This window comes from Silvimonas sp. (assembly GCF_031291215.1).
Taxonomy (GTDB): Bacteria; Pseudomonadota; Gammaproteobacteria; order Burkholderiales; family Chitinibacteraceae; genus Silvimonas; species Silvimonas soli.
Map to the genome: position 1 here is coordinate 186,589 of NZ_JARLJK010000122.1, position 14,576 is coordinate 201,164.

The following is a 14,576-nucleotide window of genomic DNA, read 5'->3' on the forward strand; positions in this document are numbered from 1 at the left end:
AGGAGCTTAAAGACATGGCAGAAAACAAAGTTACTCTGACCTATAACGGCGGCACGATTGATCTGCCGGTGCAAGGGGGCACGCTTGGGCCTAGCGTGGTGGATATCCGCGCCTTCTCCAAAACCGGCATGTTCACGTTTGACCCGGGCTTCCTGGCCACGGCTTCATGCGAATCGGCGATTACCTTTATCGATGGTGATCAAGGTCAGCTCTACTATCGTGGTTACCCGATCGAACAACTGGCTCAGAATTCCGACTACCTGGAAACCTGCTATCTGTTGATCTACGGCGAATTGCCTACAGCTGAACAAAAGGCCGAGTTCGTCAAAATGGTGATGCGTCACACCATGGTGCACGACCAGATGACCCGTTTCTTCCAGGGCTTCCGTCGCGACGCACATCCGATGGCCATGATGGTCGGCGTAACCGGTGCGTTGTCGGCGTTTTATCAGGACAGCCTGGATATCAGCAACCCGCGTCACCGCGAAGTCACCATCTTCCGTCTGATCTCCAAGATCCCGACCATTGCTGCGATGTGTTACCGCTACAGCAAGGGTCTGCCTTTCAACTATCCGAAGAACGACCTGAGCTATACCGCCAACTTCCTGCACATGATGTTTGCTACGCCGTGCGAAGAGTACAAGCCGAACCCGATCCTGGTGAAGGCGCTGGATCGCATCTTCACGCTGCACGCTGATCACGAGCAAAACGCTTCGACTTCCACCGTACGTCTGGCCGGTTCGTCGGGCGCCAATCCGTTCGCGTGCGTCGCTGCTGGTATCGCTTGCCTGTGGGGCCCGTCGCACGGTGGCGCCAACGAAGCCGTGCTGAAAATGCTGGATGAAATCGGCTCCATCGATAACGTGCCAGCGTTCATGGAAGGCGTGAAAGCCAAGACTCACAAGCTGATGGGCTTTGGTCACCGCGTTTACAAGAACATGGACCCACGCGCAGCAATCATGCGTGAAACCTGCTACGAAGTGCTCAAGGAACTGGGACTGGAGAACGATCCCAAGCTCAAGCTGGCCATGGCGCTGGAAAAAATCGCTCTGGAAGACCCGTACTTCATCGAGCGCAAGCTGTACCCGAACGTCGATTTCTATTCCGGTATCGTGCTGACCGCAATCGGTATTCCAGTTTCGATGTTCACCGTGATCTTCGCGCTGGCCCGTACCGTAGGCTGGATCAGCCACTGGAACGAAATGATCTCCGATCCTGGCATGAAGATCGGCCGCCCACGCCAGTTGTACACCGGTGCGGTGCGTCGCGATTACATCCCGGTCGAGAAGCGCTAAGCACCAGGTTGCACGATTAAAACAGCAGTGCCACGGTTCGCGGGTGCGGGCCGTGGGCAAGTCCCCCAGACCAAGGCAGCTGGGGTTTAGGCAGACAGGACACACTGGCCATGAAACGAGAGCTGGAACAGCTAGAAATGAATTCCCATTTGTTCGGTGGCAACGCCCCCTTCGTGGAGGATTTGTACGAACAATATCTGGAAGATCCCAACCTGGTTGACCCGGGCTGGCGGACTTACTTCGACAAGTTGCAGCAACTGCCGGGCGCGACTGATCGCGATATCCCACGTGCACCTATCGAAGAATCGTTCCGCCAACTGGCCCGCCAACCGCGTGCAATGGCTGTGCACGCTTCGGTGGCCGAAGACTCCGTCTCGCGCAAGCAGGTGGAAGTATTGCGGATGATGCAGGCGTATCGCTTGCTGGGTAGCCGCAATGCCACGCTTGATCCGTTGTGCCGCATGGACACGGACTACGTCGAAGAGCTGGACCCCAAATTCTATGGCTTTGTCGAAGCCGATATGGCGCTGACGTTTGGCACCAATATCAAATCGATGGAGCGGGCCACGCTATCTGAAGTGATTGCGTTCGCCAAACAGACCTACTGCGGCAATATCGGTCTGGAATTCATGCACATCACCAATTCCGAAACCCGCAAATGGGTGCTGGAATGGTTTGAAGAGCGTCGTTCCACACCGTCATTCAACCGTGACCAGAAGCTGCGTATTCTCAAGCAAGTGACTGCGGCGGAAACGCTGGAACAATACCTGCACAAGAAATACGTTGGCCAGAAGCGTTTCTCGCTGGAAGGCGGCGATTCGATGATCCCGGCCATGGATTATCTGGTGCAGATGGCGGGCGAGCAGGGCATTCAGGAAATGGTCATCGGTATGGCCCACCGCGGTCGTCTGAACATGCTGGTGAACATTCTGGGTAAACAACCGCGTGACCTGTTCAGCGAGTTCGAAGGTCGCCCGACCACCGAGCTGCCGTCCGGTGACGTGAAGTACCACAACGGTTTCTCGGCCGATATCCCGACTGCGGGCGGCCCGGTGCACTTGAGCCTCGCGTTCAACCCGTCGCACCTGGAAATCGTCAACCCGGTGGTCGAAGGCTCGGTGCGTGCGCGTCAGCAACGCCGTGCAGATCGCAGTGGTGATCAAGTATTACCGGTGCTGATTCACGGCGACTCGGCGTTTATTGGTCTGGGTACCAACCAGGGCACGTTTAACCTGTCGCACACCCGTGGTTACGGTACCGGCGGTACGGTGCATCTGGTGGTGAACAACCAGATCGGCTTCACCACGTCCGACACCCGCGACACCCGTTCGACCTTGTACTGTACCGACATCGCCAAGATGGTCGAAGCGCCAATCTTCCACGTGAACGGTGATGATCCTGAAGCGGTGTGCTTTGTGGTTCACGCTGCAATGGAATACCGCAAGACCTTCAAGAAGGATGTGGTGGTGGACATTGTTTGCTTCCGCAAACATGGCCACAACGAGGCGGATGATCCGTACCTCACCCAGCCAATGATGTACAAGAAGATCGCCACTCACCCGGGCGTGCGCCACAAATACGCCAGCAAGCTTATTGCTGAGGGCGTAGTTCAGGCCGAACAGACCGAAGCGCTGATCGCCGCTTACCGTGCTGCGCTGGATAAAGGCGAGCACGTCGAACAGACCTCGCTGACCGACTACAAGCGCTCTTACGCGATTGATTTCTCCAAATACATGGGTACGCATTGGCGTCACCCGGTCACCACGGCCGTGCCGCAAGCCGACCTGGTGCGCCTGACCGAGAAATTCACCGCGGTGCCGGCAGGCTTCAAGTTGCATCGCACCGTCGACAAGGTGGTGCATGATCGCCGCGAAATGGCGGCCGGTACGCTGAATGTCGACTTTGGTATGGCCGAACATCTGGCCTATGCCACGCTGCTGACTGAAGGTTACCCGGTGCGTATCTCCGGTGAAGACTCCGGCCGCGGCACCTTTAACCACCGCCACGCTGTGTTCCACGACCAGAACCGCGAGCGTTGGGATCAGGGCGTGTACGTTCCGCTGCAGTATCTGTCGGATAACCAGGCGCACTTTGCCGTTATCGATTCGATCCTGAACGAAGAAGCGGTGCTGGCGTTTGAATACGGTTATGCCTCTTCGGCACCAGACGAATTGGTGATCTGGGAAGCGCAGTTTGGTGACTTCGGTAACGGCGCGCAGGTGGTGATCGATCAGTTCATCGCTTCTGGCGAAACCAAGTGGGGTCGTTTGTGCGGCCTGACCATGCTGCTGCCACACGGTTACGACGGTGCCGGTCCTGAGCACTCATCCGCTCGCGTGGAGCGTTATCTGCAGTTGTGTGCTGAACACAATATGCAGGTGGTGCAACCGACCGAAGCCAGCCAGATTTTCCACATGCTGCGTCGGCAGATGGTACGCCCGGTGCGCAAGCCGCTGATCGTGATCATGAGCAAGCGCTTGCTCAAGGCCAAGAACGCCGCCAGCCCGATTGAACAATTCACCAACGGCGAATTCCGCAACGTCATTGGCGATACCGCGGCGCTGGATGCCAAAAAGGTCAAGCGCGTGGTGGTGTGTGCTGGACAGGTGTACTACGACCTGGACAACGCCCGTCGCGAACGTGAGATTAAAGACATTGCCATTGTGCGCGTGGAGCAGTTGTATCCGTTCCCGACCGAAGAACTGCAAGCGGAAATGGAGAAATATCCAAATGCCCGCGAGCTGGTCTGGGTCCAGGAAGAGCCACGCAATCAGGGCGCATGGCACCAGATTCGCCATCGTCTGGAAAGCGTGACCACGCCGAAACAGACATTGCGTTTTGCTGGCCGCCCATCTTCGGCTTCACCGGCTGTGGGTTATATGAGCAAGCACACTGCTCAGCTCAAAGCCTTCCTTGACGATGCATTGACGTTGTAATTCCAACGCGGCGGGGGCCTTCCCGCCGCGTCTTGTCACAACAAGAACCAATTGGAGTAGTTCTTATGATTATTGAGATCAAAGTCCCGCAGCTGCCCGAATCTGTTGCTGAAGCGACCCTTTTGCAGTGGAAGAAAAAAGAAGGCGAGGCGGTTGCCCGTGACGAAACACTGATCGATCTGGAAACCGACAAAGTCGTGCTGGAAATCCCGGCACCACAAGCTGGCGTGCTGGTGTCCATCGTCAAGCATGAAGGCGATAACGTGGGCAGCAATGAAATCATTGCGACCATCGATACCGAAGCCAAAGCTGCTGGCGCTGCGCCAACTGCCGCCGCTGCTCCGGCCGCACAAGTCGTTGAAGACAAAAAGCGTGTTGCCGCTGCCGCTGAAGCGCATGGCGTCGAAGCCTCTGCCGTTGGTTTTGGCACTGCTGTGATGCCAGCCGCCAAGAAACTGGCTGCAGATGCTGGCCTGGATGCATCGCAAGTTGCGGGTTCCGGTCGTGGTGGCCGTGTACTGAAAGAAGATGTGCAGAACGCCATCGCCAGCGGTAACAAGCCCGCCGTTGCAGCGCCCGCCGCAGCTCCGGCATTTGTGCTGCCACAAGGTGATCGCCAGGAACAACGCGTGGCCATGAGCCGCCTGCGTCAACGCGTGGCCGAGCGCCTGCTGCAATCGCAACAAACCAACGCCATCCTTACCACCTTCAATGAAGTGAACATGAAGCCGGTAATGGATCTGCGTAACAAATACAAAGACCGCTTTGAGAAAGAGCACGGCATCAAGCTGGGTTTCATGGGCTTCTTCGTGAAAGCTGCGGTGCACGCACTCAAGAAGTACCCGATTGTGAACGCATCGGTCGATGGGAATGAAATCGTTTACCACGGCTTCTATGACATTGGCGTGGCTGTGGGCAGCCCGCGTGGTCTGGTCGTGCCGATCATCCGCAATGCGGACCAACTGAGCCTGGCCGATATCGAAAAGACCATCGCCGAGTTCGGCAAGCGCGCGCAAGAAGGCAAGCTGACGGTGGAAGAACTCACTGGCGGTACGTACACCATCTCCAATGGCGGTACTTTTGGTTCGATGATGTCCACCCCGATCATCAACCCGCCGCAATCCGCGATTCTGGGCATGCACGCGACCAAAGAACGCGCTGTGGTCGAGAACGGTGAAGTGGTGGTACGCCCGATGATGTATCTGGCCCAGTCGTACGATCACCGCATCATTGACGGTCGCGAAGCCGTGTTGAGCCTGGTGGCAATCAAGGAAGCGATTGAAGACCCGGCCCGCCTGATTCTGGATATCTAAGCGCTCGTCTGTTTGATAGGGTGGGTTAGCCGTTGGCGTAACCCACCATTCAGAGTAGTGCTACTTGGCCGGTGCAATTCGCGATGCTCATTGCACCCTATGGCGATTTGTTAGCTCGCAGAACAAGGTCATAAACATGTCTCAACAATTCGATGTACTGGTGATCGGCGGCGGCCCTGGCGGCTACGTCGCGGCAATCCGCGCCGCGCAACTGGGTTTCAAAACCGCTTGCGTGGACGAATTCAAGAACAAGGAAGGCAAGCAAAGCCTGGGCGGCACGTGTCTGAACGTGGGTTGTATCCCGTCCAAGGCACTGCTTGAGTCTTCCGAGAACTGGGAACGCCTTGAGCACAAGTTCCAGGCGCATGGCATTACCGTTTCGGGTGCCAAGTTCGATGTGGCCAAGATGCTGGAACGCAAAGATGGCATCGTCAGCAAGCTCACCGGCGGCATTGGCTTTCTGTTCAAAAAGAACAAGGTGGCCAGCCTGTTTGGTCACGGCAAGATCGTTGGCCGCAATGGTGACAAGTGGCAGGTCGAAGTCGAAGAATCCGGCAAGACCGAAGTAGTCGAATCGACTCACGTGATCATCGCCACCGGCTCGGTACCCCGTCAGTTGCCCGGTCTGCCGTTCGACAACAAAGTCGTGCTGGATAACGTGGGCGCGCTGAGCATTCCGGAAGTGCCCAAGAAGCTGGGCGTGATCGGCGCTGGTGTGATCGGTCTGGAAATGGGCTCGGTATGGAAGCGCCTCGGCGCAGATGTATCCATCCTGGAAGCCGCACCTGGTTTCTTGCTGGCTGCCGACGAAGCGGTTGCCAAAGAAGCGCAGAAGATTTTCATCAAGGAACTGGGTCTGAAGATCAGCACCAGCGTGAAGATCAACACCACCAAAGCGACGGCCAAATCGGTGAAGGTGGAATACACCGATTCTGAGGGCAAAGAGCACGCCGAAACCTTCGACAAGCTGATCGTTTCGATTGGGCGTGTCCCGAATACCTGGAATCTGGCTGCCGATGCAGTCGGCTTGCCGCTGGATGCCCGTGGTTTCATCGTGGTGGACGATGAATGCCGTACCAGCCTGCCAAATCTGTGGGCGGTGGGTGACGTGGTGCGTGGTCCGATGCTGGCGCACAAGGCGTCGGAAGAGGGCGTGGCAGTGGCTGAACGCATTGCTGGTCAGCACCCGCATATCGACTTCAACACCGTGCCGTGGGTGATCTACACCAGCCCGGAAATGGCTTGGGTCGGCAAGACCGAGCAACAGTTGAAGGCAGAAGGCGTGGAATACCGTAAAGGTCAGTTCCCGTTTGCGCCGAATGGTCGCGCGCTGGGTCTGGGCGAAACCGCTGGCTTTGTGAAAATGCTGGCCGATGCCAAGACCGACCGCATTCTCGGCGTCCATATCATCGGGCCGTTTGCGTCTGAACTGATTACCGAAGCCGTGGTCGCGATGGAATTCAATGCATCGTCAGAAGACATCGCGCGCATCGTTCATGCGCATCCGTCGCTGTCTGAAGCGGTACACGAAGCAGCGCTGGGCGTCGACAAGCGCGGCCTTCACTCTTGATCTTGTGTGAGGAGGGAGGTCACAGCGCCTCACCCCTCACGCTTTACTCCTCACAAGGATTTTCACATGAATCTGCATGAATATCAGGCCAAGGCACTGCTGGCCAAATATGGTCTGCCGGTACAACGCGGCATTCTGGCCAACAGCGGCGAAGAAGCGGCTGCAGCTTATGACACCCTCGGCGGGAAGTTCGCCGTGGTCAAGGCGCAAGTGCATGCTGGTGGCCGTGGTAAGGCTGGTGGCGTGAAAGTGGTAAAGAGCCGCGAAGAAGCTGCGGCAGAAGCCACCCGCCTGATCGGTACCAACCTGGTGACTTACCAGACCGACGCCGCTGGCCAGCCTGTACACAGCGTGCTGGTATGTGAAGACATGTACCCGGTGCAGCGCGAACTGTACCTGGGCGCGGTGGTAGACCGCGGTTCGCAACGCATCGTGTTTATGGTGTCCACTGAAGGCGGCGTGGAGATCGAGAAGGTCGCTGAGGAAACACCAGAAAAAATCATCAAGATTGAAGTGAACCCGCTGACCGGCATGCAGCCGTTCCAGGCGCGTGATGCTGCGTTTGCATTGGGCCTGTCCGGCGCGCAAATCGGCGCGTTCACCAAGCTGATGTTGGGCGCCTACAACGCATTCGTCGAAAACGACTTTGCGCTGTTTGAAGTGAACCCGCTGGCGTTGCGTGAAAACGGCGAACTGGCCTGCGTGGATGGCAAGATCAACCTCGATTCCAACGCCTTGTTCCGTCACCCGGATCTGCTGGCACAACGCGACAAGTCGCAAGAAAACGAACGCGAAGTGAAAGCGTCCGAATTCGAGCTGAACTATGTGGCACTGGAAGGCAATATCGGTTGTATGGTGAACGGCGCCGGTCTGGCGATGGCCACCATGGACATCATCAAGCTCAAGGGCGGCCAGCCAGCCAACTTCCTGGACGTGGGCGGCGGCGCAACCAAAGAGCGCGTGATCGAAGCCTTCAAGCTGATCTTGGCTGACACCTCGGTCAAGGGCGTACTGATCAACATCTTCGGCGGTATCGTGCGTTGCGACATGATTGCCGAAGCGATCATTGCGGCGGTGAAAGAAGTGCACGTTACCGTGCCGGTGGTGGTGCGTCTGGAAGGCAACAACGCCGAACTGGGCGCCAAGATTCTGGACGAATCGGGCCTAGCCCTGACCTCGGCACAAGGTTTGAACGATGCGGCGGAAAAGATTGTTGCCGCCGTGGCTGCCCTCTAATCATCCGCATCGGATAAGGATTCAAAAATGAGCGTTCTCGTAAACAAAAACACGAAAGTGCTGGTGCAGGGTTTCACCGGCAAGAACGGCACTTTCCATGCTGAACAAGCACTGAAAGTCGGCACCAAAGTGGTCGGTGGCGTAACACCGGGCAAGGGCGGTGCCGAGCATCTGGGTCTGCCGGTGTTTAACACCATGAAAGACGCGGTACGCCAGACCCAAGCCGATGCCTCGGTCATCTACGTACCGGCAGCTTTTGCCAAGGATTCGATCCTTGAAGCCATCGATTCCGGCGTGAAGCTGATCGTATGTATTACCGAAGGCGTGCCGACCATCGACATGCTGTATGTGAAGAAAGCCGTGGACGAAGCCGGCATCCGCCTGATCGGCCCGAACTGCCCTGGTATCATTACCCCTGGCGAGTGCAAGATCGGCATCATGCCGTGGCACATCCACAACCCGGGCCGCATCGGCATTGTGTCGCGTTCCGGCACGCTGACCTATGAAGCCGTAGCGCAAACCACCGCGCTGGGTCTGGGTCAGTCCACATGTATCGGTATCGGTGGCGACCCAATTCCCGGTACCAGCCATATCGACGCACTCAAGCTGTTCCAGGATGATCCGGATACCGATGCGATCGTGATGATCGGTGAAATCGGCGGTTCGGCAGAAGAAGAAGCTGCTGAGTTCGCTCGCCAATACGTGACCAAGCCGGTTGTGGGCTACATCGCTGGCGTTACTGCACCGAAGGGTAAACGCATGGGCCACGCCGGTGCGATCATCTCCGGTGGCAAGGGTACGGCTGAAGAGAAGTTCAAGGCATTTGAGAAGGCTGGCATTGCCTACACTCGCAGCCCGGCAGAAATCGGCAAGACCATGTTTGAATTGCTGAAATCCAAGGGCATGATCAAGTAATTGTTGATTGCCGTTGTGAATAAAAAGGCCCGCATTTGCGGGCCTTTTTATATTCGGGCGGTGGGACTCACTTACCCGAGTTGATCCGGTCCTGAATATGCTTGGCGCGATCAATGGAGGAGGGGTGCGAGCTCATCATGGTGCTCTTGCCGCCATCCAGCGTGGCCAGTTTCTGGAAACTGGTCATCAGCGGTTTCTGGCTCAAACCTTTACTCTTCAAAAGATCAAACGAGTAATCGTCGGCCTGGCTTTCCTGCTTTTGCGAGAACTGGGCGTTGACTAGTTGTTCGGCCAGATCAGCCAGTTGCGATTTGGAAAGTGCCGCCACGGTCGACCCGCCCACTGCACCGGCTGCGCCACGCGCGGCAGTGACGCTATATGCCAACTGCGCCGCTTTCTTGGTGTGGCCCAATGCGACGTGGCCAATTTCGTGTCCCAGCACGGCGCGCACTTCGTCATCTGTCATCAGGTCCATCAAGCCGCTGTAAACGCGTACGCAGCCGTTCGCCATCGCCCAGGCGTTGACGTCTTTGGTTTGATACACCTTGAAGTTGAGTGGCGCGCCATTCACGCTGGTCGGCAAACCTTTGGAAATAACGCTCAAACGTTTGGCGTAAGTGCTGCTCGCTGGAGCAATTGACGATTTGGCGTCTTGCTCCTGGCAAGACTGCACTGACAGTTGCTGCACATCGCTGTCGGTCAGCATGGCGGCTTGCGCTGCAGTGGCGCCCGATTGCATCAGCGCATTGGTGTCCATGCCAGCGCAAGCGGTCAGGGCGAGCGTGGCGGCGGCGAGAATGGAAAGTGAGTAACGGTATTGCATTGCGGTCTCCAATAAATATGCCGGATACATAGTCTGGCAAAGCTATTGTTGCCGCTCGCTGTGGACTTTCCCACCGGATTTTGCGGAAAAAATACCGCAAATATTTCTTCATGTATCAGCTTTTAAGCTGGTAGTGCTAAGTCGATGACCGATTTCGAGTCATGAAATGGGTCGCCATACCAGGCTGCATTTCATTTTGTGTCTGAACATGCGGTCTTGAGGTGTGGACTGTTGCAAAAAACCACAGCTTTTTTTTAGATATCGATATGCGTTTGCACATGCCGTTCACGCAAAAATAGCTTGGTAACCTGCAAGGGACAACCGCCGTTAAAGCACTGAAAACGCTGGCTGGCCTTACATCTTTGCGCAAAAACCATCTCCGAAAAATGCCTGAGTGCCATAGAAACACGGTTGTCTCGCCTTCCGCCGTGCTGGATGGATAACGACATGTGTCAGCTTTCAATGACTAGTTGTTCGGTCCAGTCGCCTCCTCACATGCACCAAAAACAAGCTGACTGTGCTTTCCTGGTGCGCCGCAAAACGTAATGTTGTTGACGGCAATGGGGTAATCATTCGTAATTTGTAGTGCGCAAACGTTTGCTACATCTGACTCTGCCAAGCAGAAAACGCGGTAGCCCATGCGCCAGTTTTTTGTTTGTTTGCGCAAACGTTTGCTTTTTTATTTACCCAATCACGATCACCAAATCAGTGCAGTCCAGTTCATTCAGGAGACAAGCATGAAACAGAATATTCGCCGCATGATCGCCGCCGCATTTGCGTTCACCGCCGTCGCTGTGTTGCCGGTATCAAACGTCTATGCGGATGCCCACAAACCCAAGGTCGCGCTGGTGATGAAGTCGCTGGCTAACGAGTTCTTCCTGACCATGGAAACAGGCGCCAAGGATTATCAGAAACAAAACGCCGCGCAGTTCGATCTGGTTACCAATGGCATCAAGGATGAAACCGACACTGCCAACCAGATTCGCATTGTCGAGCAAATGATTGTGTCCAAAGTCGACGCCATTGTGATTGCTCCGGCTGATTCCAAAGCGCTGGTGCCGGTGGTCAAGAAAGCCGTTGACGCCGGCATCATCGTGGTGAACATCGATAACAAGCTGGATAACGACGTTCTGAAATCCAAAAATCTGAACGTGCCGTTTGTGGGCCCGAACAACCGCGCTGGCGCCAAGCTGGTCGGTGATTACCTGGCCAAAAAACTGAAATCCGGTGATGAAGTCGGCATTCTGGAAGGCGTTTCGACCACCACCAACGCCCAGCAACGCACTGCCGGTTTCAAAGATGCGATGACCACTGTGGGTGCCAAGGTTGATTCGGTACAGTCTGGCGAATGGGAAATCGACAAGGGCAATGCCGTGGCGTCGGCCATGTTGAACGAATACCCGAACCTGAAAGCACTGCTGGCCGGTAACGACAACATGGCTATTGGCGCCGTGTCTGCCGTGCGTGCAGCGGGCAAGCAAGGCAAGGTGATGGTGGTGGGTTACGACAATATCAATGCGATCAAGCCGATGCTGGCTGACGGCCGTGTGCTGGCTACCGCTGACCAGTTTGCAGCCAAGCAAGCCGTGTTCGGGATCGACGTTGCGCTCAAGGCGATCAAAGAGCACAAGAAACAATCTGATCTGTCTGGTGTGGTTGAAACCCAGGTACAACTGATCACCAAGTAAGCGTAAACGCATCTGCCAATACGCCCCGGCGCGGCGCCGTTACGGTGCCGCGCCATACAGGACGACCTGAATATGTCTGATCGCGAAATCATTGCCGTAACTGGTCTGGGTAAAGACTACGCCACACCAGTGCTGGCCGATGTCACCCTGCAGCTTTATCCGGGCGAAGTATTAGCCCTGACCGGTGAGAATGGCGCGGGCAAAAGTACGCTTTCCAAAATTATTGGTGGCCTGGTGACGCCCACGCACGGGCAGATGCAATACCAGGGTCAGCCATACACACCACATAGCCGGACCGAAGCAGAACACGCCGGTATCCGCATGGTGATGCAAGAACTCAATTTGTTGCCGACGCTGTCGGTGGCAGAAAACCTGTTTCTCAATAAATTACCGCGCCGCGCAGGCTGGATTTCCCGCGCAAAACTGCGCGAAGACGCCCGCCACGCCATGGCGCAAGTCGGGTTGGAAGCCATCGATCCGGACACCCTGGTCGGAGAACTGGGCATCGGCCATCAGCAAATGGTCGAGATCGCCCGTAACCTGATTGGCGAATGTCGGGTACTGATCCTCGATGAGCCCACCGCCATGCTCACCGCGCGCGAAGTCGATTTGTTGTTCGACCAGATCGCCGCCCTCAAACGACGCGGTGTGGCGCTGGTGTATATCTCGCACCGGCTGGAAGAACTGTCGCGTATTGCAGACCGCATTGCGGTGCTGCGCGATGGTCGCCTGGTGTGCGTAGACGACATCGCCAAATACAGCAGTAACCAGTTGGTGACTTTGATGGTAGGTCGCGAACTGGGCGAGAAGATTGATTTTGGGGTTCGCCCGATCGGCGCGCCCTTGCTGGCAGTAAAAGGCCTGGGCCGCGGCGACGTTGTAAAAGATATTTCACTGGAAGTACGCAGCGGCGAGATTTTTGGCATCAGTGGTTTGATCGGTGCCGGACGTACCGAATTACTGAGGTTGATCTACGGTGCCGATCGCGCTGATCGCGGCAGCGTGGCGGTGGGCAACCCGCTCAAGCCGGTCACGATTTCGTCCCCAACCGATGCGGTGAATCACGGCATTGCGCTGATCACCGAAGATCGCAAAGGCGAGGGCTTGCTGCTGTCGCAATCGATTGCCGCCAATATCTCGCTGGGCAATATGGATGCGGTGTCCGCCCATGGCGTGGTGGATAACAAGCGTGAACACGCGCTGGCCCAACGGCAGATCAACGCCATGCATATCCGGACCTCTGGCCCGCAACAAACGGTGCAGGAACTCTCTGGCGGCAATCAGCAAAAAGTGGTGATTGGTCGCTGGCTGGAGCGCGATTGTGAAGTGCTGTTGTTTGACGAACCTACGCGCGGCATTGATATCGGCGCCAAGTTCGATATTTACGCGCTGTTTGGCGAACTGGCGCGTAAAGGCAAAGCGCTGGTGGTGGTATCGAGCGACCTGCGCGAACTGATGCTGATCTGTGACCGCATTGCCGTGCTCTCGGCTGGCCAGCTAACCGGCACTTTCGAGCGTGAAAGCTGGAGCCAGGATGCCATTCTTGCTGCCGCCTTTGCCGGATACCAGACACGCGACCGCATGCTCACAGAACCGGAACCTGTCGCCGGCTAAAACCGATGCGACATTGCCCGGCAAGTACCGGCAACTGAATGAATAGACAGCAATAAAACATCAATGAAATAGTCGGCAGCCCGCGCTAACTGTGCGCCGGTTGCGACTCGAGGAGAGCAGCAGCATGAACGAACAACAAAATAATCCGGCGAGTCCGCAAGCAGACGCCGCTGCCGTGATGGGGGCTTCCGCCTCTACATTGACGGGGTCGGCGCTGTGGCGCTCGTTGAGTACATATCTGGGTTTGGCCGGTGCGCTGCTGGCGATGATTGCGCTGTTTTCTGTGCTCAGTTCGCATTTCTTTACTTATGACACCTTCAGCCTGATCGCCAACCAGATTCCCGATCTGGTGGTGATGTCGGTCGGGATGACCTTCATCCTGATCATTGCTGGCATCGATTTGTCGGTGGGTTCGGTCCTGGCGCTGGCCGCATCGGTTGTGAGTGTCGCTTCACTTAAATATCAACTGGGACCATTTCCTTCCGCACTGCTGGGCATGGCCGTGGCGGCGCTGGCAGGTACGCTGACCGGCGCAGTCACCGTGGGCTGGCGCATTCCTTCATTCATTGTGTCTTTGGGTGTGCTGGAAATTGCCCGCGGCGTGGCGTATCAACTGACCAATTCGCGCACAGCGTACATTGGCGCCTCGTTTGACTGGCTGTCCAACCCGGTCGCGTTGGGCATTTCTCCTGCCTTTTTGATTGCGCTGGCGGTCATGATCGTTGCCCAGCTGGTCCTTACCCGCACCGTGTTTGGCCGTTATCTGGTGGGCATCGGCACGAACGAAGAAGCTGTGCGCCTGGCGGGTATCAATCCCAAACCCTACAAGCTGATTGTGTTTGCGCTGATGGGTGCGCTGGCGGGTCTGGCCGCGTTGTTCCAGATTTCCCGATTGGAAGCGGCTGATCCAAACGCGGGGCAGGGCATGGAACTGCAAGTGATCGCTGCCGTGGTGATCGGTGGCACCAGTTTGATGGGCGGGCGCGGCTCGGTCATCGCCACTTTCTTCGGTGTGTTGATTATCTCGGTGCTGGCCGCCGGGCTGGCGCAGATCGGGGCTAATGAACCAACCAAACGCATCATTACGGGCGCGGTGATTGTGGTCGCCGTGGTGCTGGATACCTATCGCAGCAATCGCGCCAAAAAGCGCGGCTAAGCCACTCGCTCACACTCAGGAAACAAACGA

10 protein-coding genes are annotated in these 14,576 nt (G+C 56.6%); 9 read left to right on the forward strand and 1 reads right to left on the reverse strand.

The genetic code is table 11. The annotated features are described in order from the left end of the window. Positions 1–14 precede the first annotated feature (14 nt). The 6 genes from gltA (at position 15) to sucD (ending at position 9,265) form a co-directional block, all read left to right on the forward strand. Complete coding sequence (gltA, locus tag P4L78_RS13605) at positions 15–1,295, forward strand: citrate synthase (protein ID WP_283149824.1); 1,281 nt, start codon at positions 15–17, stop codon at positions 1,293–1,295. Positions 1,296–1,405: 110 nt separating this feature from the next. Next, positions 1,406–4,231, forward strand: a complete 2,826-nt coding sequence (locus tag P4L78_RS13610; RefSeq protein WP_309328511.1) for a 2-oxoglutarate dehydrogenase E1 component — start codon at positions 1,406–1,408, stop codon at positions 4,229–4,231. A 65-nt stretch (positions 4,232–4,296) separates the two neighbouring features. Continuing rightward, a complete protein-coding gene (odhB, locus tag P4L78_RS13615) occupies positions 4,297–5,544 on the forward strand; it encodes a 2-oxoglutarate dehydrogenase complex dihydrolipoyllysine-residue succinyltransferase (protein WP_283149822.1) in 1,248 nt (415 codons plus the stop codon). Positions 5,545–5,680: 136 nt separating this feature from the next. Next, positions 5,681–7,114, forward strand: coding sequence for a dihydrolipoyl dehydrogenase (gene lpdA, locus P4L78_RS13620; protein ID WP_283149821.1), 1,434 nt, complete (start codon positions 5,681–5,683; stop codon positions 7,112–7,114). A 66-nt stretch (positions 7,115–7,180) separates the two neighbouring features. Then, positions 7,181–8,350: an ADP-forming succinate--CoA ligase subunit beta gene (gene sucC, locus P4L78_RS13625; protein ID WP_283149820.1), complete on the forward strand. Its 1,170-nt coding sequence runs from the start codon at positions 7,181–7,183 to the stop codon at positions 8,348–8,350. A gap of 27 nt (positions 8,351–8,377) precedes the next feature. After that, positions 8,378–9,265, forward strand: a complete 888-nt coding sequence (sucD, locus tag P4L78_RS13630) for a succinate--CoA ligase subunit alpha (protein WP_283149819.1) — start codon at positions 8,378–8,380, stop codon at positions 9,263–9,265. Positions 9,266–9,332: 67 nt separating this feature from the next. On the opposite strand, the gene P4L78_RS13635 is transcribed toward sucD, so the two are convergent. Next, a complete protein-coding gene (locus tag P4L78_RS13635; protein ID WP_283149818.1) occupies positions 9,333–10,088 on the reverse strand; it encodes a M48 family metalloprotease in 756 nt (251 codons plus the stop codon). Positions 10,089–10,825: 737 nt separating this feature from the next. Between P4L78_RS13635 and P4L78_RS13640 the strand changes: the two genes are divergently transcribed. The 3 genes from P4L78_RS13640 (at position 10,826) to P4L78_RS13650 (ending at position 14,546) form a co-directional block, all read left to right on the forward strand. Then, on the forward strand, positions 10,826–11,776 hold the full coding sequence (locus P4L78_RS13640) for a sugar ABC transporter substrate-binding protein (RefSeq protein WP_309328512.1): 951 nt from the start codon (positions 10,826–10,828) through the stop codon (positions 11,774–11,776). Positions 11,777–11,848: 72 nt separating this feature from the next. Continuing rightward, positions 11,849–13,390, forward strand: a complete 1,542-nt coding sequence (locus tag P4L78_RS13645) for a sugar ABC transporter ATP-binding protein (protein ID WP_283149816.1) — start codon at positions 11,849–11,851, stop codon at positions 13,388–13,390. Positions 13,391–13,514: 124 nt separating this feature from the next. Continuing rightward, positions 13,515–14,546 carry an ABC transporter permease gene (locus P4L78_RS13650; protein ID WP_283149815.1) on the forward strand — a complete coding sequence of 344 codons (1,032 nt, stop codon included), beginning with the start codon at positions 13,515–13,517 and terminating at the stop codon, positions 14,544–14,546. The last annotated feature ends 30 nt before the right edge of the window (positions 14,547–14,576 follow it).

Bases quoted from the DNA above. Each gene is read 5' to 3' on its own strand.
- gltA (WP_283149824.1), top strand. From the start codon at position 15: ATGGCAGAAAACAAAGTTACTCTGACCTATAACGGCGGCACGATTGAT.
- P4L78_RS13610 (WP_309328511.1), top strand. From the start codon at position 1,406: ATGAAACGAGAGCTGGAACAGCTAGAAATGAATTCCCATTTGTTCGGT.
- odhB (WP_283149822.1), top strand. From the start codon at position 4,297: ATGATTATTGAGATCAAAGTCCCGCAGCTGCCCGAATCTGTTGCTGAA.
- lpdA (WP_283149821.1), top strand. From the start codon at position 5,681: ATGTCTCAACAATTCGATGTACTGGTGATCGGCGGCGGCCCTGGCGGC.
- sucC (WP_283149820.1), top strand. From the start codon at position 7,181: ATGAATCTGCATGAATATCAGGCCAAGGCACTGCTGGCCAAATATGGT.
- sucD (WP_283149819.1), top strand. From the start codon at position 8,378: ATGAGCGTTCTCGTAAACAAAAACACGAAAGTGCTGGTGCAGGGTTTC.
- P4L78_RS13635 (WP_283149818.1), bottom strand. From the start codon at position 10,088: ATGCAATACCGTTACTCACTTTCCATTCTCGCCGCCGCCACGCTCGCC.
- P4L78_RS13640 (WP_309328512.1), top strand. From the start codon at position 10,826: ATGAAACAGAATATTCGCCGCATGATCGCCGCCGCATTTGCGTTCACC.
- P4L78_RS13645 (WP_283149816.1), top strand. From the start codon at position 11,849: ATGTCTGATCGCGAAATCATTGCCGTAACTGGTCTGGGTAAAGACTAC.
- P4L78_RS13650 (WP_283149815.1), top strand. From the start codon at position 13,515: ATGAACGAACAACAAAATAATCCGGCGAGTCCGCAAGCAGACGCCGCT.